Origin of the sequence: Natrinema hispanicum, from assembly GCF_900111485.1 — an archaeon.
In the GTDB taxonomy this organism is placed as follows: domain Archaea; phylum Halobacteriota; class Halobacteria; order Halobacteriales; family Natrialbaceae; genus Natrinema; species Natrinema hispanicum_A.
Window position 1 is genome coordinate 109,368 of the sequence record NZ_FOIC01000004.1, and the last position, 25,590, is coordinate 134,957.

Below are 25,590 nucleotides of genomic sequence, written 5' to 3' on the forward strand. Positions count from 1 at the left end.
CACTCATCCGATGTGGAGACGGCCGACGCGTGATCGACCGGCGCTCGAGGCGTGGCTCGAGACCTATACTTCGTCGAAGAGCTCCTCGCCGTCGACCATGTGCGCTTCGACGGCGTCCATATCGAGCGTGACGCCAAGTCCGGGAGATTCTGGAATCTCGATGTAGCCGTCCTCGATGACGTCTTCCTCGACCAAATCCGCCCACCAGCCGAGTTCGTAGGAATGGTATTCAACTGCCAGTGCGTTCGAGATCGCTGCGCCGACGTGAGCGCTTGCGACCGTCGCGACCGGCGAGGCGACGTTGTGCATTGCGACCGGAACGTAGTAGAGGTCCGCCAGATCGGCGATCTTCCGGGTCTCACGCATCCCGCCGACCTTGGGCATGTCCGGCGCGATGATATCGACGGCCTGCTCTTCGATCAGTCGGCGCTGGCCATGGGTTCGGTAGACGTTCTCGCCGACGGTGATCGGCGTCGTCGTCGACTGTGACACCTCACGTTGCACGTCGTGGTTCTCGGGGGGCACCGGGTCCTCGAGCCACCAGACGTCGTACTCCTCCAAACGCTTTGCCAGCCGTTTGGCGCTGCCCGCCGAGAACGTCCAGTGACAGTCGAAGGCGACATCGGCGCGGTGGCCGACGCGTTCGGTGACTGCCTCGACGATCGACGCCTTGTGTTCGATCTCGGCAGGGCGAAGATGGCGGTTGGCGCGGTCTTTCTCGTGGCCGCTTGGCACGTCAAGGTCGAATTTCAGGGCATCGTAGCCCAGTTCCTCGACGACGCGCTCGGCTTCGTCCGCACAGGCGATCGGATCCGCTTCCTCTTCCGTGTGGCAGTCGCAGTACACGCGTACCTCGTCGCGGTACTTGCCGCCCAGCAGTTGGTAGGCCGGGAGCTCGAGGATCTTCCCGGCCAGGTCGTGCAACGCGATCTCGATACCCGAAATCGCCGTCACTGTGACACCACCGACCGAGCCCTCGCCAGACATCTTCTGAATGAGGTGTTCAGTCAACCGGTCGATGTCGAGCGGGTTTTCGCCCTGCAGAAAGGCTTTCATCCGCTCGATCAGTTCCGGCGCGCCGGCACCCCAGTAGGCCTCGCCGGTGCCGGTGATTCCCGCGTCGGTGTAGATTCGTACGAGCGTCCACGGGAAGTTGCCATCGACCATCGTCGTCTGGACGTCGGTGATCTCGACGTCCCGGCCCTGCCCGCGTTCGTTTGTGACCCCCATCGTCTCGCTCGAGAGATCCCGCATCGTGTACTCGGCGTTCGGGTCGTGGAGCTGTGAGTAGTCGATGCCCATGGGTTGCCGTTCACTCCTAAGATAGTAATAGTTTCCACCCTCCGTAAGCAAGGTGACCCACACGTATCCGAGCAGAAACTACTGCCGGGAAACACGGGGTACACGCCGGCCGGAAGGTCACAATCGGATGTATGTACCCTTGTCATTTATTGTCGCAGGAGAGATATAATCCCCATGGTGGGTGATAACACACCTGGGCGGTGGCCTGACGACATCGACGAGTGGAATCGGCGGGCGTATCTCGCTGCCACTGCTGGCAGCACCGCAGGAATCGTGTGGTTGAGCGGATGTGTCGATGACACGGGCAATGGTGATCGCGGTGAGGGCAGGACAGACGAAAACGGAGAGGAAGATTCGGAAGCCGAGGAAGAACTCCCAGAAGGCGTCTCAGAAGCGGAGTTCGAACGCGGCCCGGTGCCGGAAGAATACCGGACGGCGCTGTCGCTCGGTGACGAAAAACGAGATCCCGACGACCTGACCCCGAAAGCGGCTGTCGACTTCTCGGAGTACGACGAAGCTGGTGACTACTCGTCACACGAGCCGGGCATGTGCTGTGCGAACTGTGCCGACTACATCCCCGATAAGAACGGCGACACGTTCGGTGCCTGCGCGGAGGTCGAAGGCTACATCGACGGCGCAGATTGGTGTACGATCTACGAGGAACTGCCCGAACGGTCGGTTCCAGACGGGCTATCCGAAGACGAATTGGCCACGGCTGCGGTTCCGGACGAGTACCGAACGGCGTCCTCGCAGGCCGGTGAGCAGCGTGATCCCGACGACCTGCAGACACAAGCGGACGTGAACTTCATAGAGTCCGTCGAGGCGATCGCAGCGGAAACGGCACCCCCAGGTCAATCCTGTGGGAACTGTGCGGAGTTCATTACCGATCAGAACGGAGATACGTGGGGTGCCTGTGCGAAAGTCGAAGGCTACGTCGCAGTCGAAGACTGGTGTAGCCTCTGGGAACAAATTAGTGAAGAAACTTGACAGTGGCGACCGGTTCGATTGACTCTCCCCTCGAGCGATCCGGAGTCAGGTCCGACATTCCAGCGGCACTTACACGTCCTCGAGTTCGTCGCCGGCCGTCGATCGACGTCACTTCGGTCTCGAACCGCGTGGCGTACGGCTCCGCTGCCGCCCGTTGCCCGGCCATCAGTCACAGTCTGTCGTCCACCAGTAAAAGTCTGCTCGCCATGACTATCACGACAGCCGAAATTTAGTTGTTACTCCGACAGCGTCACGTCGAGTCGCTCCTCGAGCGCCGTGATCAGGCCGCCACCGATGCCGGCCTGGGTTGCACGACCCTGTTCGACGGCGAGGATGTCCGTCTCCGGTGCGTCGAGTTCCTCGGCGAGTTCTGCACGCTGGAGGCCGGCCTCCCGGCGAGCCTCGACGACGGCCTCGCCGTAGCCCGAGACGAGATATGGGAGTGGATCGTCGTCATAATTCGTCCCTTCGCTCTCCCAGTGTTCGGAGTCTTCGTCCCAGACCGGGTTCGCTTTCGCGACGTTCTGGGCAGCCTTCTGTTTGCGACTTGGCTCGTCACTCGAGCGACGATCGCTCGCGTTCCCCTCGCTTCGCGTTCGGTCCCGGCCGTGGGTCTGCGAATCGTCGTGTGGTGCACAGTCCGGACAGACCTCGAGTTCGGCTCCCGCGACCGACGCGAGCCGAAGCGAGTCGCTCTCGGCACCACAGAGTTCACAGTTCGTCCCGCCACCGCCGCCGGACGAACCGGTCGAATATTTGGCCATGCGACACATTGACCCCTGTCGCATTTTAACCGTTCGGTACGGAGAACTGCCCGGCGGGATCGGCCCGCGAGCGTCGCTCGAGCCCGCGAATTCCTGACTTCCGATGGACCGCTGTCGGTCAGTGTCGGCGCACCCGTGACCTGTCGTGTGGGCTGCCGGGAGACAGTGACAGCGCCCGTCTCAGCGACCGAAGTGTTTCCGGATCGTCGCTCGCACCGGCAGCACCAGCCCGCCGAACAGCGGAACGAAAACGAACGCGGCGAGGTCGACGGGCAGCGAGGCCGCGTCCACTGTCGCAGCGACGAACCCCGCGGCCGGGGCGAGTACGGGCACGACGTACAAATACGACGGCGTCCAGCCGGGTAGTCGCCTCGTGTGGCGGACGATCACGCCGAACAACAGCGGCATGAGAACCGCTCCTGCGAGCAGTGGCCCGCCGACCAGCGTCGTCGCCACTCCCACCGCGAGCGCGACGACGACCGTCTCGTCGATCGTCACTGCTCCCCACGGGTTCTCCCGGCGGACGATGCGCGTTACGAGCAGCGCAGCTACCGCGAGCGCGACCACACCCGCTAACGCGGCGTACCACAGCGTTGGTTCGAGCGGCGACGCCACGATCTCGACACCCTGGACGAACGCCACGGTCGTCTCGAGTCCGTGGCGACTCGCCGAGAGCAACGCCAAGATCCCCGATGGATCCGCCCCGAGCGCGCGTACGTCGGCCCAAAGGGTTGCAAGTGTCGATTCGTTCGCGAGCGCGAAGTGACCGAGGCCACCGACGTAGACGAACAGCGACAGCCAGAGCAGCGGCAACGAGAGATTCTGCCGACGCCACCAGCGAATGACGGGGTTGCCGGCCGTCTCCGACCGTGCGCCGGTCTGGGTGTCTCTCTCGCTCGAGTCGCCGGTTCCGCGCGTCGTTTCGCCTGCGGCACTCGTCGTCCGTCCGGCCGTCCCCGTGTCACTCCCTCCGGCGGTCCCGGTCCCCGTTTCGGTTGCGCTCGCGGTACGCTGTGCAGTGCCGGTCGTACTCGCGCTGGCGGTGCCGGTCGTTGTCGAGCCGGTCGCACCAGCGGTTGCGGTCGACGAGCGATTCGACGCGCTCGCGCTCGAGCCAGCCGTTCCGGACCCGGCCGTCGCTTCGGCGGCCGATTTCGTCTCCGATTCCGAATAGTTCAGTTCCGTCCCGTCGGTTTCCTCGTCGTCTCCATCGTTGCTTTTCCAGACGTCGGGCGAGGGCAGGCCGCTGGTCCGTTTGGCGACGTAGTCTTTGTGACCGAGTCGGTCGTAGGCCTGTCGTTCGACCGGATCACCGAGAATATCGTAGGCGGTTTTGACCGCGGTGAACTGGGCCTGTGCACGGTCGTCGTCGTTCAGGTCGGGATGATAGACCCGAACCTGTTCGCGATAGGCGTCTTTGATCTCGTCCTGAGAGGCGTCAGGAGAGATCTCGAGAAGGTCGTAGAAGTCCTCTGTCATGTGAGCGTAGAGATGCTGTCGTCTGTCCCCTGATTATTGGCCATGGGTTATAATTTCAATGTTCGATTTGGTTCGGATTCCTGTCCGTCTCACTCGAACGCGATCGGACAGGCGACAGCGTGGTGACTCTCACGAAAAATCGGTCAGCGACGACTGTTCGGCCACGTGCTCGTCGCTCGTTGCAGTCTCCCCGGACGGCTCACTGCTCGGCACAGGCTCGTCCCCGTTTCGTTCCCAGCTCTCGAGGCTGGTCTGGTCGGCGGCCGCGAACTCGAGGTTGGCCACGCGAACGCCGAGTTTGCGGACGGGTTCGGCCTCGAACTCGGCAAAGAGGTCGCGAGCGATCCGGTCGACGAGTTCGGGATCGTCGACCGGGCCGGGCAGCGATCGCTCGCGCGTGTTGACGTCGTACGGCGGCGTGACGGCTTTGACGCCGATCGTCCGGTAGAGCGCGCCTTCTCGCTGTGCGCGATCCGCGACAGCCGCCGCGAGCGTCTCGATCTGGTCGTACTTCGGGGTCGGCTCCGTGACCGGCTCGGCGAAGGCCGACTCCCGCGAGAAGCTCTTGGGGTCGCCTTTCGGCTCGACCCGACGGTCGTCCTCACCGCGGGCGCGGTCGTATAGCTCCCGGCCGCGCTCGCCAAAGCGCTCGACCAGCGGCACCGGATCGGCCGCGGCGACGTCGCCGGCCGTCTCCAGCCCCATCTCCCGAAGCTCGCGGGCAGTTACAGGGCCAACGCCGTGGAGCAAGTCGACCGCGAGCGGCTCGAGAAAGTCCCGCAGTTCGCCTGGCCGGACGACCGTCAGCCCGTCGGGTTTGTCGAAGTCGCTGGCGATCTTGGCCGCGCTCATCGTCGGTGCGACGCCAACGCTGACGGTCACGCCGACCTCCCGGCGAATGCGATCCTTGATGTGACGGGCGAAGCCGTCGGCGACCTCCCAGGCCGTGCGATCGGTCACGTCGAGGTAGGCCTCGTCGATGCTGACCTCGCGGACCACGTCAGCACAGTCGTGGAGGATTTCGCGGACGTCGGCCGCGACCGACTCGTAGTAGTCCATGTCGACGGGCCTGTAGTAGCCGGTCTCCCCGCGCTCGAGCTCGTCGGCCAGCTCGCCGGCCTCGTCCGCTGCGCGTCTGGGCAGTCGCTCTAAGGCCGTCGAGATGGCCTGTGCACTCTCGACGCCGAACTCACGAGCCTCGTAGCTGGCGGTGGCGACCGCGCCGACTGTTTCGCCCGGCTCGTAGCCCATGCCGACGACGAGAGGCTCGCCGCGGAGGTCGGGCTCGCGCAATCGCTCACAGGAAGCATAGAAACAGTCAGCGTCGACGTGACAGACGATACGGTCCTCATCGTCCTCGCGTTCGACGCCCGGCAACCGCGGGCCATCGGACATTCGTCTACCCGTCGATTCGTGCGAACCGACGTGAACGTTGCGCCCGACGCGGGATCGATCGACGGGACGCTCGCGGGGATGGCGGCTACAGCTCGTAGGCCATCATCACTTCGTCGACGTACTCGTCGTCGATCGTGTAGTGGTCCTTGCGGATCGCCTCGGTGTTCCACCCGTGTGCAGTCAGGAACTCGAGTGCGCCGTCGTTGACGACCGGCACACTATTGTAGACTTTGCGGTAGCCGTTGGCTTCGGCCCACTCGATCCCCCGCTGTAAGAGCGTGCTCCCGATGCCGTGGCCCCGGTAGGCTTCGCGGACGCCGACGGTCTGTTGGGCGACTTCGCGAACCGGATCGACCTGATGGAGATCCAGGTGGGTCCAGCCGACGACGTCGCCGTCGACGGTCGCGACGAAGAATACCCGGGATTCTACCGCGTTATGTCTGCTGACGGTATGTTCGTGCAGCAGTTGCTCGGCAATCGTCTCGGCGACGACGTAGGTCTCCTCCGCGGTGACGTCACGGATGGTCTCGATGAGGCCGTCGAAGTCTCGCTGGCGTGCGGGCCGAACGGTGACGGTGAACTCGCCTAAGTCGTGTTTTTCGATTGCCCCGAACTCGAGTGCGATCCGGAACGTGCCGCCTTCCTCTTCGAGATACCCGTCAGTTTTCAACTCCTCGAGACGGTCCTGAAACTCCTCGGACGGAAGCGAGACGACGTCACGGAGTTTGTGCCGTTCGACAGTCCCGTGTCGTTCGACGTACTCGTAAATTCGCCTGCTGTCTTCAGACGCAAACGTCGGCCGATCTATCGCGTCCATACGCACTGTATGAAGACCCACTGCTTATTCCTTGTGTATTGGTACCGTGTCCCTAACCGATCGTCGAGCGATCTGCTATCGCCACTAGTAGCTGAAGCTGCTGCAAAGCCAGTGTTAATTATAGCCGCGCCACTTCTTGCCGCACTCGGTACACTTGAAGAACCGCGTCGGCGGCTCGTCTGCCGAGGCGGTCTGTTTGAGGGTGTACCACGCTTCCTCGTTACCACACTCGTCGCAGATAACGTCGGTCGCCTTCGGTTTCCCCTCGAAGTTCGCGTTCTCGTCGGATTCGATCACGTCGCCGTCGGTCTGTGACTCGGTCGTGACGAACGCGTCTTCCTGCTCGCGGTCCCGTTCGCTCGAGGCCCCACACTCGTCGTTCGTACAGACCATGCGGTCGCCCTGGGCTTTCATCATCGAGCCGCAATCGTCGCAAAACTGCATATCGTGGGCCTACGAACTCGGCACGCAAAAAGACCCCACTTCGATCGAGCCGGTCGCGTCAGGCCGTCCCGAACACACCTCACAGCGGATCGGTCACGCCTGCCTTCGATCGCCGTCCGTGCAAACCCAAGCCCCGTGTCGTGCCGGTTCCGCGAGGATAACCCGTCCTTCGAGTCCGTGGGCGGCGAGTGCGTCTCGTGCCGCGGCCTCGGCTTCTGCGGCGTGGGCGACGTCGGTGACACCGTAGACGACCGGTCCCCACGACGACTGGCCGATGCCCGACAGCACCGGACAACTCTCGAGCGATTCGACGAGTGCGCCTGCGGGCGGTCGGAAGACGCCACCTTGCGCGTCGGTGTACCAGACGCCGTTTTTGCGACCGATTTCGGCGATCGCCTCGCCGAAAGCCTCGAGCCGGCCCGCCGCAGCGGCGGGCAGCAGTTTCCGGGTGACAACGCCGGCAATCTCGTCTGCCACGGCGGGGTCGGCGCGTTCGACGACCGCGCGCATACTTGCGTCCTCGTCGTCGCCGCTGCGGCCAGAGTCTGCGTCGGGGACGACGACGAGAAAGCGCCACTCCGTGGGCAGGTCGTGGCGGGCGACGACCGGCGGGACCGTCCAGTCACCTTCGGCCGGCGGCTCGGTCGTAAACCGAGCCGTCGGGTGGCCAGCGTCGACGACGAATCCACCGTCCTCGAAGGTGGCGACACCGACACCGCTGCGGCCGCCCCGGCCCATCGCCGGCGCGTGCTCGCGGACGCGTGCCTCGAGACCGTGGGCGTGCGCCGTCGCCGTCAACACGGCGAGTGCCAGCTGGGTGCCGCTGCCCAGGCCGACGTGGCGTGGCAGCGATTCCTCGAGCGTGACCGCGACGCCGGGAACGGAGAGCACGTCGACGGCCCGACGGGCGTACCGGCCGACCAACTCGTCGTCGGTCCTGATGTCGGTGGCCGGTTCGGCGATGACGGTTACCCGCGGCTCCTCGAGAGCGACGCCGATGCCGCCGTAGAGTCGCTCGCGGGCGAGCGAGAGGTTCTGGAAGCCAACGTGGAGTCGTGCGCCCACGCTGACGGTCGCGGTCGTCATGATCGGTCTCTTGCTCCCGGCTATGGAGGCCCTCGGGAAGGGGGTTTCGACGGTGGCAACGAGTGTTGTCGATCTGACGATGACTCGTCGGCCAGTCGACAGGGGGTGGCGCTACGAACGACATCCCCGGGTATCGATTCGAACGGGTTCGGCCGAACCGCTGCTTGGGAGGGGCTGACCGAGAAGGGGTGACTTATGGCCTTTCAACGTAAGGTCTGACTATGAGCGGCGATAGCGAGTTCGACTACGGCAAAGACGAGGAGTTACGGAGCCGCGAGGTGACTGAGGGTGCAGAAAAGGCCCCACACCGCGCGATGTTCCGTGCGATGGGATTCGACGACGAGGACTTCGGCGCGCCGATGATCGGCGTGCCGAACCCGGCAGCGGACATCACGCCGTGTAACGTTCACTTGGACGACGTCGCCGACTCGGCGCTTACCGGAATCGACGAAGCCGGCGGCATGCCTATCGAGTTCGGGACGATCACGATTTCGGATGCGATCTCGATGGGGACGGAAGGGATGAAGGCTTCGCTGATCTCCCGCGAGATGATCGCCGACTCCGTCGAACTCGTCTCTTTTGGCGAACGCATGGACGGGCTGGTCACCATCGGTGGCTGTGACAAGAACATGCCCGGAATGATGATGGCCTCGATCCGGACAGACCTCCCTTCAGTCTTCCTCTACGGTGGATCGATCATGCCCGGCGAGCACGAGGGCCGCGAGGTCACCGTCCAGAACGTCTTCGAGGGTGTTGGAGCCGTCGCCGACGGCGAGATGTCCAATGAAGAACTCGACGAGATGGAGCGCCACGCCTGTCCCGGCGCGGGATCGTGTGGCGGGATGTTCACCGCCAACACGATGGCCTCGATCTCGGAGGCGCTCGGCTTTTCGCCGCTCGGCAGCGCCAGTCCGCCCGCCGAGGCCGAGTCACGCTACGATGTCGCCCGCGAGGCCGGCGAACTGGCCGTCGAGGTCGTCGAAGAACAGCGCAAGCCCTCCGATTTCCTCACCAAGAAGTCCTTCGAGAACGCCATCGCGCTGCAGGTCGCCGTCGGCGGCTCGACCAACGCCGTTCTCCACCTGCTGGCGATGGCCGCCGAAGCCGGCGTCGATCTCGATATCGAGGAATTCGACGAGGTCAGCCAGCGCACCCCGAAGATCGCCGACCTTCAGCCCGGCGGCCAGCGGGTGATGAACGACCTCCATGAAGTCGGCGGCGTTCCGGTCGTCTTAAACGCCCTCTACGAGGCCGACCTCCTCCACGGCGACGCGCTGACGGTCACGGGGAACACGATCGGCGAGGAACTCGAGCGTCTCGACCCACCGTCGATCGAGGAACTCGACGTCGACTTCCTTTATACCGTCGACGAGCCCAAAGACGAGCAGGGAGCCATCCGCATCCTGACGGGCAACCTCGCGCCCGGCGGCTCCGTCCTTAAGGTGACTGGCGACGACGACCTCCACCACGAAGGGCCCGTCCGCGTCTTCGAGGACGAAGAAAACGCCATGCAGTACGTCCAGGAGGGTCACGTCGAAACCGGCGACGTGATCGTCATCCGCAACGAGGGCCCACAGGGCGGCCCCGGCATGCGCGAGATGCTGGGCGTCACGAGCGCGGTCGCCGGGCAGGGTCACGCCGAGGACGTCGCGCTCATCACCGACGGGCGCTTCTCCGGTGCGACGCGTGGATTCTCGATCGGCCACGTCGCCCCCGAGGCGTTCGTCGGCGGCCCGATCGGCCTCATCGAAGACGGCGACGTGATCACGATCGATATCGAAGACCGCACACTCGAGGTCGATCTCTCCGACGAGGAACTCGAGGCCCGTCGCGAGGAGTGGGACCAGCCCGAGCCCAACTACAAGACCGGCGTCTTGGCGAAGTTCGGCCGTGACTTCGGCTCGGCGGAAAACGGCGCGGTGACCAACCCCGGCGTCAAAGACGACTAGTCGGCAGCCGCAAGCGAAATCTTTCGTTTCGGGGCCCGGCCAGCGCCGTCCCCTTCGATTTCCTGCACGGGTCTTTCCCGCCCCTGTGAACGACTCTCTGGTAGACAGACGCATGTTCAAGTATTGTCTCGAGTGCGACTGGCAGATGAGCACTGCCGACGGCTACACCGAGGAGGAGATTTCCGAGAAGGCGATCGAACACTTCGTTGAAACGGGACACACCGTCGACTCGATCCGGTTGCCGCCACCGATCGTCCTGCAAAATTGACGTGGAAGAGACCTGCCGGACTCGATAGCTGGCGGTACCGTGTAAGAGGTCTCGATCGGCGTCTCTCGAGACGACTCTCTCGATCCTAGCCCCGTCGCTCGAGGATCCGATCGATGATCAGCCGCGTCGAGAGCAACTGGTCGTCGTCGCTTGGCTCGCCGGTGCTCGCTCTGCGAACCGCACAGTCGATGCCACGCGCCTCGAGTTCCGAGCGGATCGCCTCGTCGTCGTGGTGTTGGTCGTGACCGAGTGCGATCACGTCGGGATCGAGTTCCTCGATCGGGACGAAGATGTCTTCCTCGTGGCCGAGGATGGCCTCGTCGACGGCTTCGAGTGCGTCGACGACGTCGCGTCGCTGTGTCGCAGGACAGATGGGTTTTGCCTTGTGGTCGACGTTCGCCTTGCGAGCGACGATAACGTACAGTTCATCGCCCATCGCAGCTGCCTCCTCCAGATAGTGGACGTGACCGGGGTGAAGGATGTCGAAGGTCCCCTGTGCGATAACCGTTCGCGTCATGGCTGTCTCACTCTCGATTCCGTCGTCGGTCGGGATGGCATCGTCTCGAGCATACAAGATCTCATCATCGCAGTTCCTCGTCGATATCCGCCTGCGTGAAATCGAAGAAGTCCTCGGTCTCGGGTAAGTCGACGTCGAGGATATTCAACTGGGTTGGCTTGCCCTGTGAGTCGAAGGCTTTCCAGTCCGTTCGGCGGTAGGGCGCGCCGATGATGACGTGAACGCTGCCCCGACCGAACGTGTCCAGATCCGCGCTGCTCGGGCTGATCACGCCGTTAGGATGGGAATGAATACTTCCCAGTGCCTTCACGTCGTTTGGAATCTGGTTCGTCTTGACCGTCGCGCTGACGCTATTTGTCTCGGTGCCGGGCACCACGAGGATGTCCGTAATGACCAGCCCGTCCCGGTCAAGATCCAGCTGCTTGGCCTCGGTCCCCCGGAGAAATCCCATGTACTCGTTTGGGTGTGTCTCCTCGGAGGACTCGAGGGCGAACTCGAGGGTTTCCTCGGCGATGCCGAGGATCTCGCTCGAGCGAAACAGCGCGTCGAACAGCCCCATGTCTCTCACTGGGGCTTTGCGAGTGCTAAACGTTCCGATGCCGCTGGCTCCCGTCCCTGTTTGCTGTGGAGGGACAAACCGCGTGGCCTACGCCGCCTCGGAAGCGGCGTCCATCGGAATGAGCCCGTCGATCTCGCCACGCAACACCACCTCGTCGCGCTCGTCAGTACAGACCGCCGCGCTCTCTACGTCGTAGTAGCCGTCGCGTTCGGTCACCGACTCGAGACGTACCGTACAGGTGATCCGCTCGCCGGTGTAGACCGGCTGGACGAACTCGAAGGTCATGCTGCGTGCGAGATAGCGGAGGGCACCGCCGATCTTCGTTGGCAGCGTCGCGGTCAGCAGTCCCTGGACGGTCAACCGACCCAGCTCGTCAGGTTCGGTGTGAATCGGCTGCTGGTCGCCCGAGAGCTCGCCGAACTCGCGGACGTCCTCGTGGCCGAACGTCCGTTCGAACGTGTACTCGTCGCCCGCTTCGGGCGGGTGTGAGACATCCATGCACGGATGGTCCCGACGGGTGCCCTTGTAGCTACTGTTCAACACGACGTCGAGAACGGCGACTCGAGCCACGATAGCTTCTTGACAAGGGTTATACGCGACCGCCTCCAACCGGCAGACTAAGATGACACGTGACTCCGCCGGGGAACCCGGCGCAGACGACGGGGATTCCGTCGTCTACGATCTCGCTCCTGACTGTACCGCCGATGACGTCGAAACAGACCGTCCCTACCTCGCCGAAATCAACGGTATCGTCGACTACGGCGTCTTCGTCGATCTCTCCGATTCCGTCTCCGGACTCGTCCACGAGTCCGTCCTCGAGGGCACCTTCGCCGTCGGCGACGAACTCGTCGTCGAACTCGAGAGCGTCCGGGAAAACGGCGACATGGCCTTCGAACCCGTCGATATCGACGACTACTCGGTCGAAGAAGTCGGCCACGACTACTCGCTGACCGGCACTCACCGTCTCGAGGACAACCTCGGCGAACAGATTCACCTCGAAGGCGAGGTCACGCAGGTCAAACAGACCGGCGGCCCGACCATCTTCCACGTTTCCGACGAAAACGGCGTTGTCCCCTGTGCCGCATTCGAGGAGGCCGGCGTTCGTGCCTACCCCGCCATCGAGATCGGCGACGTCGTTCGCATCACCGGCACGCCCGAACACCGCGAAGACTCGGTCCAGGTCGAAGTCGAGGGACTCTCGAAACTCGAGGGCGAGGACGCCGAGGAAGCGCGTGAGCGACTCGAAGAAGCGCTCGAAGCCCGCGCCGAACCCCACGAGGTCGCCCCGCTGATCGACTGGCCAGCCTTCGAGAAGCTGCGGCCGAGCCTCGAAGAAGTCGCCCGACTGCTCCGCCGGACGGTCCTTGAGGGACGTCCCATCCGCGTGCGCCACCACGCCGACGGCGACGGGATGTGTGCCGCCGTTCCCGTCCAGATCGCCCTCGAGCGCTTTATCGCCGATGTCCACGAGGACGAGGACGCGCCACGGCACCTCATCAAGCGCCTGCCCGCGAAAGCGCCGTTCTACGAGATGGAAGACGCGACGCGCGACCTGAACTTCGCGCTCGAGGATCGCGAGAAACACGGCCAGCAGCTACCCCTCTTGCTCATGCTGGACAACGGCTCGACGGCCGAGGACGTCCCGGCTTACGAGACGCTGGCACACTACGACATCCCGATCGCGGTCGTCGACCACCACCACCCCGACCCCGACGCTGTTGAGGACTTACTCGACGCCCACGTCAACCCGTATCTCCACGACGAGGACTACCGGATCACGACGGGCATGCTCTGTGTCGAACTCGCACGGATGATCTACCCTGATCTCACCGACGAGCTTCGTCACATTCCCGCCGTCGCCGGCATCTCGGACCGCTCGAAGGCCGATGCGATGGACGACTACCTCGCACTCGCCGCCGAGGAAGGATACGACGAGGACCGCCTCCAGGACGTCAGCGAGGCACTCGACTACGCCGCCTTCTGGCTGCGCTACAACTCCGGCGATCAGCTGATCGAAGACCTGCTTCAGATCGCCAACGGCGACGAAGCGCGCCACCGCGAACTCGTCGAGTTCTTCGCCGAGCGCGGCCGCGAGGAAGTCGACGAACAGCTCGATGCGGCAATGCCACATCTCGAGCACGAGACGCTCGACAACGGCGCGCACCTCTACCGGATCGACGTCGAGAACTACGCCCACCGGTTTACCTACCCCGCACCGGGGAAGACGACCGGCGAGATCCACGACCGCAAGATCGAGGAGACCGGCGATCCGGTCATCACGGTCGGCTACGGCCCGGACTTCGCCGTGCTTCGCAGTGACGGCGTTCGCCTCGACATTCCCAACATGGTCTCTGAGCTCGAGGCCGAGATCGCAGGCGGCGGCGTCTCCGGTGGCGGCCACCTCGTCGTCGGCTCTATCAAGTTCGTCTCCGGCAAGCGCGAGGAAGTCATCGACGCCTTAGTCGAGAAGATGGCCGAGGCCAACATCGACGAAGCGCTCTCGAGTGCGGCCCCGATCGACGACTAAGGACGTTCGGACAGGACCAACAGAAATCTATTTTCGGCGTCGTACCTGTGCTGTTCGCTCGCGTTATTCAGCGATCGGTCAGTCGGAACCGTGGCGCGGCGTGTAGCCACAGTCGTCACAGACCAGCGAGTCGTATCGGGCTGTAAGTACGCCCGAACAGTCGGGACAGCGGTAGTCGGTGTCGGGTGAGCGTTGACTGATTGCCATGTGCGACGCGAGGAATCGCGTACTGATAAGCGCACCTCTTATGTTGGCCAAAGTATATATTGTGCCTAGAACACATAGAGATGCCGTGACGTGGTGACGTCGTCACGCCGATCGCGTCCCGCTCGTGAGTGGCCGCGACTGTGTTAGAACTGATAGCGCCGTTCGTCGTCCATCGTCGGATACTGGTCCGCGCCGGTCATCTCTTCGAACGTCATTCCGGACAGATACTCGTCGTAGGTCACGTCGTAGGCCGTCCGAAGCTGGAAATCGAGTTTGCCGGTGTCGACAGTCGACTGAAAGAGCATGTGGATCGCCCGGCGGACGAGTTCGTCCGTTTCCTCGGGCTCGAGGGCCGTCTCGAGCAAGGCGAGTTCGTTGCGTGTCTCGCGGTCGAGCGAGACGGCTAGTTCGCCGCCGATACTCGAGTAGGAGTCCGTCACGTCGTCGGTCAAATCGTCGAGGCTCATACGAGAGGGGACTGGTGCGGGCCGGATAGACCTTTCGTGGTCGAGTCAGACGGCGACAGGAGCGGTGTCTACCGTCGCTCCGGTTTACCGGGCAGTCCCGCAGTACTCGCAGGTGTCGGCGTCTGCATCGATCCGTGCCCCACAGTCGTCGCAGTTGATCCGATTGCTGCGGTCGACGTCGTCGTAGCCGGGCGACTCCCGGAGCGAGACGACGATTCCAAGAACGATGACAGCGCCGCCAAGGAGCACCCAGCCGAGGGGACCGATCGCCAGAAAGAACATGACGAGAAACGGGACGACGATGATCACAATGCCGATGGCGATCAGCGTTGGACCGAGCGATCGCGAGGACATGGTCGTGATGTCTGTTGTTCGAGAGAAAATCATGGGGATTCATCACGTTCAGTCCGGCGAGTTGCGACACCCACTTACAGCCGACGGCCCAACCCCCGTCGATGACAGCAGGGGCCCAGGAGTGGGCGTTGCCCGACGATCTCGAGGGGGTTCGCGAGGCGCTGATCGCGTGGTACGAGGCCGATCACCGCGACTTTCCGTGGCGGCAGACTGACGATCCATACGCCATCCTCGTCAGCGAGGTGATGAGCCAGCAGACCCAGCTCGGCCGTGTCGTCGATGCCTGGGGCGCATTCCTCGAGCGCTGGCCGACGACCGCCGATCTGGCCGAGGCCGACCGCGCGGATGTCGTGGGGTTCTGGACGGCCCACAGCCTCGGGTACAACAACCGGGCGAAGTACCTCCACGAGGCTGCCCAGCAGGTTGAAGCGGAATACGATGGGTCGTTCCCCGACACCCCCGACGAGCTGCAGGAGCTGATGGGTGTCGGACCCTACACCGCTAACGCGGTGGCGAGTTTCGCGTTCAACAACGGCGACGCGGTCGTCGACACGAACGTCAAACGCGTGCTCTATCGGGCCTTCGACGTGCCGGACGACGACGGAGCCTTCGAGGACGCTGCGAGCGACCTCATGCCCGCAGGGCGCTCGCGGGTCTGGAACAACGCAATTATGGAACTCGGTGGCGTCGCCTGTGAGCAAACCCCACACTGTGACGAGGCCGGCTGTCCGTGGCGCGAGTGGTGTGGTTCCTACACCAGCGGTGATTTCACCGCACCAGACGTCCCCACCCAGCCGAGCTTTGAGGGGAGTCGCCGACAGTTCCGGGGCCGTGTGATCGCCACGCTCCGGGAGTACGACGAACTCGAGCTCGACACACTCGGGCATCGAGTTCGTGTCGACTACACCCCTGACGGCGAGTACGGCCGCGAGTGGCTCGAGGGACTGCTCGCGGACCTCGAGTCGGACGGGCTCGTCGAACTCGACCGCGATGGGTCCAGTCTCGTTGCGCGGCTCCACCGGTAAGCCGTTACAGCGAGAAGAAACGCCGCATAGCCTGTATTCCCTGTCAGCCAATTTCCGTTGGCTATGCTGACCAAGGAGACGGGACTACTTGTAAGTGTCTGGTAATTACAGGAAATGAAAACGGTTGATAAAGCACCAACCACCCCACCAGTCTCGAAATGATCCCTTACGTATGATTTAGCAGTCGAATACACACCGTTACTGAGTAACGACAGCCAGCTGCCGCTGAAGACACCTCAGACGCGACGAATGAGTGCAGTGAGAAGTCATGTAAACATGACAGTCGCTGGAATTGGGTGGCGGGAAAGGCTACCGGAAACCAAATCCGTCTATACGTCACCGTGGTGGGGTTCGGTGATGACCACAGTCGTCGAACTCGAGATTCCGGCTGCGCGACTTGGCTTCGCCCGGACGTTCGATCGAGTGTCGACGTTCGAGTTTCAGGTCGGTGGGATGATTGGTGGGTCGGCACCGCTTGTCTGGACGAACGGGCCGGATCACGAGACGGTCAAACAGGCACTCGAGACGGATCCCTCGGTCGAGGTTGTCGCGAGCGTCGCCGACGGCAAGCGATCCTCGACAGATGACAGTGCTGTCACCAGCCAGAACGATCGGTGGCTGTTCCGACTCGAGTTTGGAGACGGCGTGAAACTGCTCGAACAGATCGTCACCGAGAACGACGGTGCGATCCTGACAGCGCGCGGTGCTGACGGGCGGTGGGTGGTGAAGTTACTCTTTCACGACCGGGAATCGGTGTCTGCATGCCACGAGTTGCTCGAGCAATACGAGTTTCGGGTCACCGTCACTCGGATCAGCGGCGTTGACGACCTCGCACGGGCACAGACACCCTTGACAGAAACACAGTACGAGACCGTTTGCAAAGCCCACGAGCTCGGCTACTTCGACGTTCCGAGGGGGGTGACGCTCAAGGAGTTAGCCGCGGAACTGGGCATTTCACATCAGGCGCTGTCGGAACGCCTCCGGCGAAGTCACGCCGCCCTCGTCAGTGCCGAGCTATCTGAGCGAACCGCGCCGATAGAAATCGACCGGTAACCCCGTCACTTACTCGTAGTGTCGCTGTGCGCGTGGTCGGACAGTCTACAGGTTGCCGTGAGCGTGTCTCGGCGTCGCTGAACACATCATCAAAAACAACTATTCCCCACACAGTGGCCTATATACCACACATTCGCTTTGCTTTTCGATCAGAAGGGCATAATTGTGCTAATAAATAAGCTTATTACCGAACAGAGCATTATTTCTATTGTCGGCGTGGTGCCGACCGCTTAGTCGCCGAGCAGTGCGGTGCGTATCGGTGGCTCACCCATGCTCAATCACGATTCGCGATCATTCGTGGCTGTATGATCGCGTTGCTGTGGGACTCATCGCGAGTCGTCCCACGGCCGTCTACTGCGTTCTCACGGTGATACCGGGTTCACGGTTGTACGAGTGCGTAGTTTTATTTGTTGAACAAGAATACTTCTGTCTGGGAACTCACGTGATCGGACGTAGTCGGACGGATGCCGTCGGTGAATCGCCGCGAGCATCCGAGTCGATTGAGAATTCGGCTGACCTTTCGCTCGACGAGATTTACCATCTGCTTCAAACACAACGCCGGCGGGACGTGCTTCGATACCTTCGTACCGCAGACGACCGGGTTCGGTTGCGGGACCTCGCCGAACAGGTCGCCGCCTGGGAACAAGAAACGACCGTCGACAACCTGACCTCCGACGAACGCCAGCGTGTCTACATCTCGCTGTATCAGTCACACCTCCCGAAACTCGACAACCACGGCATCGTCAACTACGACAAAGACCGCGGCTGGGTCGAGCCGACGCCGCATACCAAGCAGTTGCAGCCGTATCTCGAGCCGCCGTCTCAACCCCCGTCGCCTCCCCGGTGGCCGCGGCGATACGCGGGAGCGGTCGTCTGCTGCGGACTGGGTATGGCGGCAGTCACCGCAGACATCGTTCCGATCACCGGCCTCGTCGGGGCGTGGGTCGTCCTCGTCGCGTTCGCAATCGTTACGAGCGCACACGCGTGGTCGACTGGTGCGTTCGATCTCGAGTTGTCCAATTAGACGAACGCCGGGCAGATCGGAGTGCTGTCGTGCGATCGGAGATGGGGTGTCATACGGTCTGCTTTACTGATGTCCCGGCACACCCGCATGACGAGTCGCGGGTGCGCCGGCACTGACCGACAAGAGTCCGTGTCAGTCGACGATGACGATTGTGTCCCGTCGCTGTCCGAACACGGCGGCCGAACGACGACCGTCAGTCGGCGCGAGGACCGGTCGCCGTGTTCACTGTGCGGGATCGCTCGAGGAGTCGGTCGGCGTAGAACGCAACGGAGAAATCCTGTGGACTGGGGAGCGCACAGGCGAGCCAGCCGATGGCGGTTGCAGCGACAACCGGCGTGTCCATCGACACGGTGCCAGCTAGCCCCAGTCCGAAGACAGGAACAGCGAGTGCAGCGGGTGCAAGCGCGGCGAGACGAAGGATCCAGGCTGGTTCGTGTCCGGTCGGGCGAGGGACGACGACGGCCCACGGATGGGTCGTTACCAGCGCCACAATTCCATCGGGTCGGCCGGGAAAATAAGAGATAGCGTAATCGACCCCGGCGAGCCGAAGGACTGTCGCGTGTGCCCATTCGTGGGCCACCAGTCCGACCGCGAGGGAGAGGGCGAGCGCACAGCCAGCACCAATGAGGGTCGCGTCGATCATCGGGACCGCGAGATGCACGCTCTGTACCCCACGAGCGCCATCTCACGCACTCGAAGTGAGGGCCTGGCGGTGGAAGGTCGCTTGGCTGTACCAGTTGTCGTCTTAAGGACCGGTGTGGCTGATCGCTCCACGATCCGGCAAGTGAATACTGCTCGCGTCAGCTGCGGCCTGGCTCGGGTGTCGAACTGGCTGGATCGGCCGGCCAAGCGTTAAGTATTGGTTTGTGGTAGCGACTGACATGGAGTCGGCAGAGACGCTCGAGTTCGGCCACACGGACCGCAAACAGATCTACGAGTACGTCGAACGACGCGGCGCAGTCGATCCTGAAGAGACGCGCGAACAACTCGGCCTCGACCCGGGCGGGTTCCGCCATCACGTCGCGATCCTCAAGCGAGACGGACGACTCGAGGAAGAAGACGGCACGCTCAGGGTGTCCCTCGAAGCGGGCACAGAGGAAGAGTACGTCGACGAGGATCTCGAGTTTCACATCCGGCCGGCGCGCCAGGAAGATCTGACGGGGATTGTCGGCGCGATCCGACAGGTCGCCGAGGAGAAAACGTACATCGTCGCCGAGACCGTCGCCGACGAGATCGACCACGAAAGCGCCCTCCTCCGGCACAACGAGATCGAGTCGCGGATGTTCTTCGTCGCCACTGTCGACGACGACGTCGTCGGCTGGGTCCACCTCCACGCGCCGGAACTCGAAAAACTGAGCCACACCGCCGAACTCACTGTCGGGGTCATCGAGGAGTATCGCGGACACGGTGTCGGCTCACACCTCCTCTCGCGCGGCCTCGAGTGGGCTGCGTCCAACGGCTACGAGAAGGTCTACCAGAGCGTGCCCTCGGCCAACGAGGATGCGATCACGTTCCTCGAAAACCACGGCTGGGAGACCGAGGCCGTTCGCGAGGACCACTACAAGCTCGACGGCAAGTACGTCGACGAAGTGATGATGGCCGTCGAACTCTAGACGCGAGACTGCGATCCACTCGGTCGACCCGCCATCGTCGGAATCGAAAGGTAGTTTTCCCGGACCCTGCTACCCTGAGCCATGCTTTCGATCGCGCTTGCCGGGAAGCCAAACGCCGGCAAGTCCACGTTCTACACGGCGGCGACGATGGCGGATGTAGACGTCGCCAACTATCCCTTTACGACGATCGACGCCAACCGCGGGGTCAGCTACGTCCGGACCGAGTGTCCCTGCCTGGAGCGCGATGAGCGCTGTAACGCCGACAACTGCGAGGACGGGAAGCGCTACGTCCCGATCGAACTCCTAGACGTCGCGGGGCTCGTCCCGGGTGCCCACGAGGGAAAGGGGCTGGGCAACCAGTTTCTCGACGAACTGACGAACGCGGACGTCATCGTCAACGTCGTCGACGCCTCCGGCGGCACGAACGAAAAGGGTGAACCCGTCGATATCGGCGAACACGACCCGCTCGAGGACATCGACTTCATCGAGGAAGAGATGGACCTCTGGCTGGCAGGCATCGTCGAGCGCAACTGGGAGTCCGTCGAGCGCAAATCCCGGTCGCCCGATTTCGACATCGACGACGCACTGGCGGAGATGCTCTCCGGATTCGGTGCCTCGCCGAAACAGATCGCGATCGTCCTCCGCGATCTGGACTACCCCGACGATCCGATCCAGTGGGAAGACGAGCACCGCGAGGCGCTCGCGCGTGACGTCCGCCAGCGCACCAAACCGATCGTCGTCGCGGCGAACAAGATCGACATCGCGCCCGAGGAAAACGTCGAACGCCTGCTCGAGTTAAACAAACCTGTCATCCCGACCACCGCGGAGGGCGAACTCGCGCTTCGCCGGGCCGCCGACAACGGCCTCGTCGACTACGACCCTGGCGACGACACGATCGCGATCGGCGACGACGTCAACGACGCCCAGCGCAATGCCCTCGAGGAGCTCGCAGACACGATGGCCGAGTGGAACGGCACCGGCGTCCAGGCGGCCCTCGATCACGCGGTCTACGACCTACTCGAGCACATCACCGCCTATCCGGTTGAGGACGCCGCAAAGTGGTCCGACGGCAGCGGCAATATTCTTCCCGACGCATTCCTCTTGCCCGATGGCTCGACGCCGGTCGATCTCGCCTACGCGGTCCACTCCGACATCGGCGACGGCTATTTACACGCCGTCAACGCCAAGTCGAATCGAGAAGTGGGGGAGGACTACGAACTCGAGGAAGGAGACGTGATCAAGATCGTGAGCACGAACTAAGAGCCACCACTACAACTCGAGTCTCGCTTCCAGTTACGTGCGTAGACGGCGCAGTGATCCGTCTCTAGCGATCTATCTGAGTAGCAATAGCCACCATTATATACGAATGTTTTTAAGGATGAAATATGTCTAGTTGGTCTCCGCCGACAGTTCCCCAGAAGTGGTTCGTCGGGATTGGTGTCCTCTACGGGATCCTGTCAATATATTTATTTATAACCCAACATACTATGACTATAATCTGGCTTGGTTTCCTGCTTGGAGTGCTCTATCTCTCGTGGCGATTCGTCGCTGCTGTGGAGGGAATCGCGGATGCACTCCACCGAATCGCCCAGGAGCAAGAACAGAACTAATTCGTTTATGCGATCTGGTCTTGGTACTCGTCGGCCGTCAGCAGGTCCTCGAGTTCGTCAGCGTCGTCAGGCTCGATCTCGAGCATCCAGCCGTCGCCGAATGGGTCGTCGTTGACGAGTTCGGGAGCGTCGAACAGCTCATCGTTGACCGCGACGACCTCGCCGCTGACGGGGGCGTAGAGGTCGGAGACGGCTTTGATCGATTCGACGACGCCGAACTCGCCTTCCTGCTCGAGGGCGTCGCCCTCGTCGGGAAGTTCGACGAAGACCACGTCGCCGAGTTCGTCCTGGGCGAAATCGGTGATGCCCACGCGGACGACGCCGTCTGTCTCGAGTGCCCACTCGTGCGATTCTAGGTACTGTCTCTCGTCGGGAACGTCGAAGCTCATGTTATACTGTGTCAATGAAGGGCGTGGTCTCAACTCTTGCCTTTTTCGACTGGCCGCGGACGACGACCTGTAGGGTCGTGCCCGGTTCGGCGTACTCGACCGGCACGTAGCCGAGGCCGATCGGCTGCTCGAGCGTGGGGCTCATCGTCCCGCTGGTGACGGTGCCGATGACCCGGCTCTCGGTGGACGTGATGTCGTAGCCGTGGCGGGGGACGCCACGGTCGATCAGCTGGAAGCCGACGAGCCGTTCGTCGACGCCGGTTTCGTCAATCTCGGCCAAGGCATCGCGGCCGACGAACTCGGTCTCGAGCGCGACCGTAAAGCCGATGCCGGCCTCGTAGGGCGTGCGCGGATCGGTCTCGTGGTCGAACTCCTGTCCGGCGAGTAGTAGTCCGGCCTCGATGCGGAGCGTATCGCGGGCCCCAAGGCCGCAGGGCTGACAGTCGAATGCCGTCCAGATCTCTTCAGCCGCGTTCCACGGGACGATCAGCTCGAAGCCGTCTTCGCCGGTGTAGCCCGTCCGGGCGGTCCAGCACTCGACGCCGTCGATCGTCGCGTACCGGGCTTCGAAGCGCTCAAGGTCGGTGACCGACTCGTCGGTGACGTCCGCGACCAGCTCGGGCGCGTTCGGTCCCTGGATGGCGAACATGGCGTACTCGTCGGTCCGGTTGTCGACGGTCGCCTCGAGGTCCCACTCGTTGCGGTAGCTGAGCCACCGTTCGTGGGTAGCCTCATCAGTGCCGGCGTTGGGGACGAACAGGTAGGTCGGCTCACCATCGACGGCGTCGCCGTCTCCCCGAGACGCCGCGGGCGTCTCGCCCTCGTCGGGGAGGCGATAGACGACGGTGTCGTCGATGATGATCCCGTCCTCGTCGGTGATCGCGGCGTACTGGGAGTCACCGACCGCGAGCCGGGTGACGTCGTTCGACGTCAGCCGTTGCATGAGCTCCGTCGCGTCCGGACCGGTGACGTGAAGCTGGCCCATATGGGAGACATCGAAGATGCCGACGTCTTCCCGGACGGCCGCGTGCTCGGTCTGGATCGAATCGAACTCGACCGGCATGTCCCAGCCGCCAAACTCCGTGAACTTCGCTCCGCGCTCGTCGTGTAACCCACGTAACGGCGGCGTCTGAAGCGGCATACTCGAACCGTCATCCGCAGCATAGTAATGTCTTTTCGTCGGCCGGGTGCGATCGCTTGCAGTTTCGTCTCCCACACTCGTCGGGACGTTTCGTCACATCTATCTCGCGGCCACGGGAAAGCAGGGTATGTTCGACCGCGTTCGCGCCCGTCTCGCCCAGCTGGTCGACCCACAACTCGACGCCGAGCCGGCGGTGGGGCTGTTCGTCGACGGGCCGAACGTCTTCCGCGACGAGTTCGATGTCGACCTCGACGATCTGCGCGACGCAGCGCGCGACCTCGGCCGGATCGGCGTTATCCGACTCTATCTCGACGAACACGCCACACCCGGCCTCATTCAGGCCGCCGAGGCCCGCGGCTTCGAAGTAATCGTCACCAGCGGCGACGTCGACGTCAAACTCGCCGTCGACGCGACCGCGTTCGCGGGCGATGGCACCATCGACCGGCTTGCGATCGCCTCGAGAGATACCGATTTCAAGCCTGTCCTCGAGCACGCAGGGACCGTCGGCGTCGAGACGATCGCGATCGCCCCAGGCACACATGGTCGCTCGGACGCACTGCGAAACGCCGCCGACGAGGCGGTGACGCTCGAGCCAGAGCCATAATGCGAGCGCGCCGGGAAAAGACGTGTTTTAGCCGCTGTAGGAGCTTTCGCCAACGACCTCGAGCAGTTCGCCCTGCCCCGTTGCGGTCGTCTCGTCGAAGTCGGTTACGCGCACGCGGACCTGTTTCTCGACCGTCTCCGGGCCGGCACCGTTGACGATTAGCTCCGTATCGCCGATGTACGCGCGGCCGCTAGTGCCGTTGGTTTCGGCGACGAAAACGTCGATCTCGGAGCCGGGCTCGAGCGTCGGCCGGTTCGCGCGAAGTCGCCAGCCCTTGAGATACTTGCTGAAGAGGCTCATACGCGGGCCACCTCCTCGCTCTGGCGGTCGATAACGTATTCGCGGCCGAAGCCGGTGAGTGCCGCGACGACGAACACCGCAACGAGTAGCCAGCCTTGGAAGACGAACGGGACGACGTCGATCGGCGTGACGAGCATCGACTGGTCGAGCCACTCGTAATTGCCGGGCAACTCCTGCATCGCGCTGTAGCCGGCCAGCACGCCGCCCGACCACGGGAAGATGTAGCCCAACGCTGCGGTCTGGCCGTCGAGAATGTTCGCCCGTCGGTAGCCGTTCAGGTTGAACCGCTCACCGATCTTCGAGATGTAAGGCCCGATCGCGACTTCGGCAGCAGTGTTGATGGTGATTATCGCGTTGATCAGCGCTGCCGAGCCGACCATCGTGAGTTCGGCGTTACGGACGTTCGTCGCGAGGTTGTCGATCGACCACTCGAGCAGCGCCTCGAATGCGCCGCCGCGGATCATGATCTGGGCCGCACCGATGATCAGGAGGACGAGAATCGAGAGCTCGAGAAAGCCGGCGACGCCGGTCATCAGACTACCGGTGACGCCGATCGCACTGGGTTCTTCGACGACGGTGAGGATCGGCAGGCTCGCAAGCGGTTCGGACAGCGGCGCGTCCGGTGGAGCGTTGAACATAACGATGTCGCCGAGGGTCGTCAGGCCGAACGCGAGGTTGAAGACGACTGCGAGGACGATCCCCCACGAGATCGCCTCGACGATGTGGCGGCCAGCGATCGCCGCGCCGATGACTGCGAGCATCGAGATGACGTGGACGAGACCGATCGCCTCGCTGCTCTCGAGGAAGATCGCCTGGGCTTCGGCGCTGATCTCGAGGCCACTCATCGCGCTGCCAGCGGCGACGTAGCCGACGAAGGCGATCACCGCGGCGACGATCACGTACTTGAACCGCGAGGCGACGACGCCACCGATGTCGGCATCCTGGGTGACAGCACTGACGATCGTCGTGTCGCTGACGGGTGCGAGGTTGTCGCCGAAGATCGCACCCGAGAGGATCGCGCCGAACAGCAAGACGGGGTTCGCACCGAGTAACACGCCAGCGGGGAAGAACAGGCCAACGAAGGCGACGGTCGCGCCGTAGCCGGTCCCGATCCCTGTCGTGAAGACGGCCGCGAGGACGAACGTGATCGCCGGGAATAATGCCGCGCCGATGCCCGCAGTGTCAGCCAGCCAGACGAGGCCACCGACGAAGCCGCCGTCTTGCAGGAGCTGGGCGAACATCCCCGCCCAGATCCACGCCACGATGGCTGTCACGGCGACCGGCTGGGTCATCCCTTCGAATATCGTGTTGGCGTAGGACTGCCAGTTGCCCCGGACGAAGAACATGCCGACGATGAGTCCGATCAGGATGCCGACGATGAGCCCGCCCGTGTCGCCGATTCGCCAGAGCGCGGTCTGGACGATGGCCCACACGATGAAAAACGCGATCGGGAACGCGCTCATTCCCCGACCGCCATAGAACTCGACGGTCGGCCCACGATCGCGATCCGGTTGTGTAAACTGGTCTGTCGGTCCGTCATCTGCCGACCCGTTTCCGGTATCACTCATACTTGATCACACATACTGGCGTACGGTAGCACTATACGTATCCGTGAGTATAACTATTCCTAACAGAATCGATCACGCTTCCCCGCTGTCGGTACTGGGCGGCCACAGCGAAGGCGGACATCGCTCGGTACTCGAGTGTCA

Annotated in this window: 29 protein-coding genes; 11 read left to right on the top strand and 18 right to left on the bottom strand. The window is 63.2% G+C overall.

Annotated features, from left to right (window positions below; translation table 11 throughout):
- Positions 1-63: 63 nt before the first annotated feature.
- Positions 64-1,302 carry a mandelate racemase/muconate lactonizing enzyme family protein gene (locus tag BSG09_RS05450; RefSeq protein WP_092930965.1) on the bottom strand — a complete coding sequence of 413 codons (1,239 nt, stop codon included), beginning with the start codon at positions 1,300-1,302 and terminating at the stop codon, positions 64-66.
- A gap of 174 nt (positions 1,303-1,476) precedes the next feature.
- On the opposite strand from BSG09_RS05450, the gene BSG09_RS20670 reads away from it, so the two are divergent.
- On the top strand, positions 1,477-2,289 hold the full coding sequence (locus tag BSG09_RS20670; RefSeq protein WP_149782301.1) for a high-potential iron-sulfur protein: 813 nt from the start codon (positions 1,477-1,479) through the stop codon (positions 2,287-2,289).
- Positions 2,290-2,525: 236 nt separating this feature from the next.
- On the opposite strand, the gene BSG09_RS05465 is transcribed toward BSG09_RS20670, so the two are convergent.
- From BSG09_RS05465 to BSG09_RS05490, 6 genes are all read right to left on the bottom strand, one after another.
- Positions 2,526-3,053, bottom strand: coding sequence for a helix-turn-helix domain-containing protein (locus BSG09_RS05465; RefSeq protein WP_092930967.1), 528 nt, complete (start codon positions 3,051-3,053; stop codon positions 2,526-2,528).
- A 180-nt stretch (positions 3,054-3,233) separates the two neighbouring features.
- Positions 3,234-4,532, bottom strand: a complete 1,299-nt coding sequence (locus BSG09_RS05470) for a J domain-containing protein (protein WP_092930969.1) — start codon at positions 4,530-4,532, stop codon at positions 3,234-3,236.
- Between the two features lie 129 nt (positions 4,533-4,661).
- Positions 4,662-5,927 carry a DNA polymerase IV gene (gene dinB, locus BSG09_RS05475; protein WP_092930971.1) on the bottom strand — a complete coding sequence of 422 codons (1,266 nt, stop codon included), beginning with the start codon at positions 5,925-5,927 and terminating at the stop codon, positions 4,662-4,664.
- 85 nt (positions 5,928-6,012) lie between these two features.
- Positions 6,013-6,744, bottom strand: a complete 732-nt coding sequence (locus BSG09_RS05480; protein ID WP_092930973.1) for a GNAT family N-acetyltransferase — start codon at positions 6,742-6,744, stop codon at positions 6,013-6,015.
- A gap of 114 nt (positions 6,745-6,858) precedes the next feature.
- A complete protein-coding gene (locus BSG09_RS05485; protein ID WP_092930975.1) occupies positions 6,859-7,188 on the bottom strand; it encodes a transcription factor S in 330 nt (109 codons plus the stop codon).
- A gap of 93 nt (positions 7,189-7,281) precedes the next feature.
- Entirely contained in the window at positions 7,282-8,274 is a 993-nt protein-coding gene (locus tag BSG09_RS05490; RefSeq protein ID WP_092930977.1) for a beta-ribofuranosylaminobenzene 5'-phosphate synthase family protein, read from the bottom strand.
- A gap of 221 nt (positions 8,275-8,495) precedes the next feature.
- On the opposite strand from BSG09_RS05490, the gene ilvD reads away from it, so the two are divergent.
- Positions 8,496-10,223: a dihydroxy-acid dehydratase gene (gene ilvD, locus BSG09_RS05495; RefSeq protein WP_092930979.1), complete on the top strand. Its 1,728-nt coding sequence runs from the start codon at positions 8,496-8,498 to the stop codon at positions 10,221-10,223.
- Between the two features lie 145 nt (positions 10,224-10,368).
- On the top strand, positions 10,369-10,491 hold the full coding sequence (locus BSG09_RS21520) for a hypothetical protein (RefSeq protein ID WP_262488509.1): 123 nt from the start codon (positions 10,369-10,371) through the stop codon (positions 10,489-10,491).
- 85 nt (positions 10,492-10,576) lie between these two features.
- Here BSG09_RS21520 and BSG09_RS05500 read toward each other — a convergent pair whose 3' ends face one another.
- The 3 genes from BSG09_RS05500 to BSG09_RS05510 form a co-directional block, all read right to left on the bottom strand.
- Positions 10,577-11,008: an FAD synthase family protein gene (locus tag BSG09_RS05500; protein ID WP_092931265.1), complete on the bottom strand. Its 432-nt coding sequence runs from the start codon at positions 11,006-11,008 to the stop codon at positions 10,577-10,579.
- A 64-nt stretch (positions 11,009-11,072) separates the two neighbouring features.
- Positions 11,073-11,567, bottom strand: a complete 495-nt coding sequence (locus tag BSG09_RS05505; RefSeq protein ID WP_092930981.1) for a Mov34/MPN/PAD-1 family protein — start codon at positions 11,565-11,567, stop codon at positions 11,073-11,075.
- An 87-nt stretch (positions 11,568-11,654) separates the two neighbouring features.
- Positions 11,655-12,065: an FAS1-like dehydratase domain-containing protein gene (locus tag BSG09_RS05510; RefSeq protein WP_092930982.1), complete on the bottom strand. Its 411-nt coding sequence runs from the start codon at positions 12,063-12,065 to the stop codon at positions 11,655-11,657.
- 124 nt (positions 12,066-12,189) lie between these two features.
- On the opposite strand from BSG09_RS05510, the gene BSG09_RS05515 reads away from it, so the two are divergent.
- On the top strand, positions 12,190-14,094 hold the full coding sequence (locus BSG09_RS05515; protein WP_092930984.1) for a DHH family phosphoesterase: 1,905 nt from the start codon (positions 12,190-12,192) through the stop codon (positions 14,092-14,094).
- Positions 14,095-14,172: 78 nt separating this feature from the next.
- On the opposite strand, the gene BSG09_RS21525 is transcribed toward BSG09_RS05515, so the two are convergent.
- From BSG09_RS21525 to BSG09_RS05525, 3 genes are all read right to left on the bottom strand, one after another.
- The gene (locus BSG09_RS21525) at positions 14,173-14,301 is read right to left on the bottom strand and encodes a hypothetical protein (RefSeq protein WP_262488508.1); all 129 of its coding nucleotides are present in this window, start codon (positions 14,299-14,301) and stop codon (positions 14,173-14,175) included.
- A gap of 143 nt (positions 14,302-14,444) precedes the next feature.
- Positions 14,445-14,768, bottom strand: a complete 324-nt coding sequence (locus BSG09_RS05520) for a hypothetical protein (RefSeq protein ID WP_092930986.1) — start codon at positions 14,766-14,768, stop codon at positions 14,445-14,447.
- Between the two features lie 84 nt (positions 14,769-14,852).
- Positions 14,853-15,122: a hypothetical protein gene (locus tag BSG09_RS05525; protein ID WP_139246187.1), complete on the bottom strand. Its 270-nt coding sequence runs from the start codon at positions 15,120-15,122 to the stop codon at positions 14,853-14,855.
- A gap of 101 nt (positions 15,123-15,223) precedes the next feature.
- On the opposite strand from BSG09_RS05525, the gene BSG09_RS05530 reads away from it, so the two are divergent.
- The 3 genes from BSG09_RS05530 (at position 15,224) to BSG09_RS05540 (ending at position 18,224) form a co-directional block, all read left to right on the top strand.
- On the top strand, positions 15,224-16,147 hold the full coding sequence (locus BSG09_RS05530) for an HhH-GPD family protein (RefSeq protein ID WP_092930990.1): 924 nt from the start codon (positions 15,224-15,226) through the stop codon (positions 16,145-16,147).
- 357 nt (positions 16,148-16,504) lie between these two features.
- Positions 16,505-17,200 (top strand): helix-turn-helix domain-containing protein, encoded by a 696-nt coding sequence (locus BSG09_RS05535; RefSeq protein WP_092930991.1) that lies wholly within the window; start codon positions 16,505-16,507, stop codon positions 17,198-17,200.
- A 442-nt stretch (positions 17,201-17,642) separates the two neighbouring features.
- Positions 17,643-18,224, top strand: coding sequence for a DUF7344 domain-containing protein (locus tag BSG09_RS05540; RefSeq protein ID WP_092930993.1), 582 nt, complete (start codon positions 17,643-17,645; stop codon positions 18,222-18,224).
- A gap of 193 nt (positions 18,225-18,417) precedes the next feature.
- Here the strand turns inward: BSG09_RS05540 and BSG09_RS05545 are convergent, their stop codons facing one another.
- The gene (locus BSG09_RS05545) at positions 18,418-18,867 is read right to left on the bottom strand and encodes a hypothetical protein (protein ID WP_092931267.1); all 450 of its coding nucleotides are present in this window, start codon (positions 18,865-18,867) and stop codon (positions 18,418-18,420) included.
- Between the two features lie 238 nt (positions 18,868-19,105).
- On the opposite strand from BSG09_RS05545, the gene BSG09_RS05550 reads away from it, so the two are divergent.
- From BSG09_RS05550 to BSG09_RS21530, 3 genes are all read left to right on the top strand, one after another.
- Positions 19,106-19,837: a GNAT family N-acetyltransferase gene (locus tag BSG09_RS05550; protein ID WP_092930995.1), complete on the top strand. Its 732-nt coding sequence runs from the start codon at positions 19,106-19,108 to the stop codon at positions 19,835-19,837.
- 81 nt (positions 19,838-19,918) lie between these two features.
- On the top strand, positions 19,919-21,097 hold the full coding sequence (locus tag BSG09_RS05555; RefSeq protein ID WP_092930997.1) for a redox-regulated ATPase YchF: 1,179 nt from the start codon (positions 19,919-19,921) through the stop codon (positions 21,095-21,097).
- A gap of 227 nt (positions 21,098-21,324) precedes the next feature.
- On the top strand, positions 21,325-21,447 hold the full coding sequence (locus BSG09_RS21530) for a hypothetical protein (protein WP_262488507.1): 123 nt from the start codon (positions 21,325-21,327) through the stop codon (positions 21,445-21,447).
- 5 nt (positions 21,448-21,452) lie between these two features.
- Here the strand turns inward: BSG09_RS21530 and gcvH are convergent, their stop codons facing one another.
- Together gcvH and gcvT are read right to left on the bottom strand one after the other, a co-directional pair.
- The gene (gene gcvH, locus BSG09_RS05565) at positions 21,453-21,836 is read right to left on the bottom strand and encodes a glycine cleavage system protein GcvH (protein WP_092931001.1); all 384 of its coding nucleotides are present in this window, start codon (positions 21,834-21,836) and stop codon (positions 21,453-21,455) included.
- Between the two features lies 1 nt (position 21,837).
- Entirely contained in the window at positions 21,838-22,977 is a 1,140-nt protein-coding gene (gene gcvT, locus BSG09_RS05570) for a glycine cleavage system aminomethyltransferase GcvT (protein ID WP_092931003.1), read from the bottom strand.
- Between the two features lie 127 nt (positions 22,978-23,104).
- Here gcvT and BSG09_RS05575 point away from each other — a divergent pair, with 127 nt between their 5' ends.
- Positions 23,105-23,581 (top strand): NYN domain-containing protein, encoded by a 477-nt coding sequence (locus tag BSG09_RS05575; RefSeq protein ID WP_092931005.1) that lies wholly within the window; start codon positions 23,105-23,107, stop codon positions 23,579-23,581.
- 27 nt (positions 23,582-23,608) lie between these two features.
- Here the strand turns inward: BSG09_RS05575 and BSG09_RS05580 are convergent, their stop codons facing one another.
- Both BSG09_RS05580 and BSG09_RS05585 read right to left on the bottom strand, forming a co-directional pair.
- Entirely contained in the window at positions 23,609-23,881 is a 273-nt protein-coding gene (locus tag BSG09_RS05580) for a DUF7513 family protein (protein WP_092931007.1), read from the bottom strand.
- On the bottom strand, positions 23,878-25,449 hold the full coding sequence (locus tag BSG09_RS05585; protein ID WP_092931009.1) for a Na+/H+ antiporter NhaC family protein: 1,572 nt from the start codon (positions 25,447-25,449) through the stop codon (positions 23,878-23,880). Before BSG09_RS05585 ends, BSG09_RS05580 begins: the two co-directional genes overlap by 4 nt.
- Between the last annotated feature and the right edge of the window lie 141 nt (positions 25,450-25,590).

Bases quoted from the DNA above. Each gene is read 5' to 3' on its own strand.
- BSG09_RS05450 (WP_092930965.1), bottom strand. From the start codon at position 1,302: ATGGGCATCGACTACTCACAGCTCCACGACCCGAACGCCGAGTACACG.
- BSG09_RS20670 (WP_149782301.1), top strand. From the start codon at position 1,477: ATGGTGGGTGATAACACACCTGGGCGGTGGCCTGACGACATCGACGAG.
- BSG09_RS05465 (WP_092930967.1), bottom strand. From the start codon at position 3,053: ATGGCCAAATATTCGACCGGTTCGTCCGGCGGCGGTGGCGGGACGAAC.
- BSG09_RS05470 (WP_092930969.1), bottom strand. From the start codon at position 4,532: ATGACAGAGGACTTCTACGACCTTCTCGAGATCTCTCCTGACGCCTCT.
- dinB (WP_092930971.1), bottom strand. From the start codon at position 5,927: ATGTCCGATGGCCCGCGGTTGCCGGGCGTCGAACGCGAGGACGATGAG.
- BSG09_RS05480 (WP_092930973.1), bottom strand. From the start codon at position 6,744: ATGGACGCGATAGATCGGCCGACGTTTGCGTCTGAAGACAGCAGGCGA.
- BSG09_RS05485 (WP_092930975.1), bottom strand. From the start codon at position 7,188: ATGCAGTTTTGCGACGATTGCGGCTCGATGATGAAAGCCCAGGGCGAC.
- BSG09_RS05490 (WP_092930977.1), bottom strand. From the start codon at position 8,274: ATGACGACCGCGACCGTCAGCGTGGGCGCACGACTCCACGTTGGCTTC.
- ilvD (WP_092930979.1), top strand. From the start codon at position 8,496: ATGAGCGGCGATAGCGAGTTCGACTACGGCAAAGACGAGGAGTTACGG.
- BSG09_RS21520 (WP_262488509.1), top strand. From the start codon at position 10,369: ATGAGCACTGCCGACGGCTACACCGAGGAGGAGATTTCCGAGAAGGCG.
- BSG09_RS05500 (WP_092931265.1), bottom strand. From the start codon at position 11,008: ATGACGCGAACGGTTATCGCACAGGGGACCTTCGACATCCTTCACCCC.
- BSG09_RS05505 (WP_092930981.1), bottom strand. From the start codon at position 11,567: ATGGGGCTGTTCGACGCGCTGTTTCGCTCGAGCGAGATCCTCGGCATC.
- BSG09_RS05510 (WP_092930982.1), bottom strand. From the start codon at position 12,065: ATGGATGTCTCACACCCGCCCGAAGCGGGCGACGAGTACACGTTCGAA.
- BSG09_RS05515 (WP_092930984.1), top strand. From the start codon at position 12,190: ATGACACGTGACTCCGCCGGGGAACCCGGCGCAGACGACGGGGATTCC.
- BSG09_RS21525 (WP_262488508.1), bottom strand. From the start codon at position 14,301: ATGGCAATCAGTCAACGCTCACCCGACACCGACTACCGCTGTCCCGAC.
- BSG09_RS05520 (WP_092930986.1), bottom strand. From the start codon at position 14,768: ATGAGCCTCGACGATTTGACCGACGACGTGACGGACTCCTACTCGAGT.
- BSG09_RS05525 (WP_139246187.1), bottom strand. From the start codon at position 15,122: ATGTCCTCGCGATCGCTCGGTCCAACGCTGATCGCCATCGGCATTGTG.
- BSG09_RS05530 (WP_092930990.1), top strand. From the start codon at position 15,224: ATGACAGCAGGGGCCCAGGAGTGGGCGTTGCCCGACGATCTCGAGGGG.
- BSG09_RS05535 (WP_092930991.1), top strand. From the start codon at position 16,505: ATGACCACAGTCGTCGAACTCGAGATTCCGGCTGCGCGACTTGGCTTC.
- BSG09_RS05545 (WP_092931267.1), bottom strand. From the start codon at position 18,867: ATGATCGACGCGACCCTCATTGGTGCTGGCTGTGCGCTCGCCCTCTCC.
- BSG09_RS05550 (WP_092930995.1), top strand. From the start codon at position 19,106: ATGGAGTCGGCAGAGACGCTCGAGTTCGGCCACACGGACCGCAAACAG.
- BSG09_RS05555 (WP_092930997.1), top strand. From the start codon at position 19,919: ATGCTTTCGATCGCGCTTGCCGGGAAGCCAAACGCCGGCAAGTCCACG.
- BSG09_RS21530 (WP_262488507.1), top strand. From the start codon at position 21,325: ATGACTATAATCTGGCTTGGTTTCCTGCTTGGAGTGCTCTATCTCTCG.
- gcvH (WP_092931001.1), bottom strand. From the start codon at position 21,836: ATGAGCTTCGACGTTCCCGACGAGAGACAGTACCTAGAATCGCACGAG.
- gcvT (WP_092931003.1), bottom strand. From the start codon at position 22,977: ATGCCGCTTCAGACGCCGCCGTTACGTGGGTTACACGACGAGCGCGGA.
- BSG09_RS05575 (WP_092931005.1), top strand. From the start codon at position 23,105: ATGTTCGACCGCGTTCGCGCCCGTCTCGCCCAGCTGGTCGACCCACAA.
- BSG09_RS05580 (WP_092931007.1), bottom strand. From the start codon at position 23,881: ATGAGCCTCTTCAGCAAGTATCTCAAGGGCTGGCGACTTCGCGCGAAC.
- BSG09_RS05585 (WP_092931009.1), bottom strand. From the start codon at position 25,449: ATGAGTGATACCGGAAACGGGTCGGCAGATGACGGACCGACAGACCAG.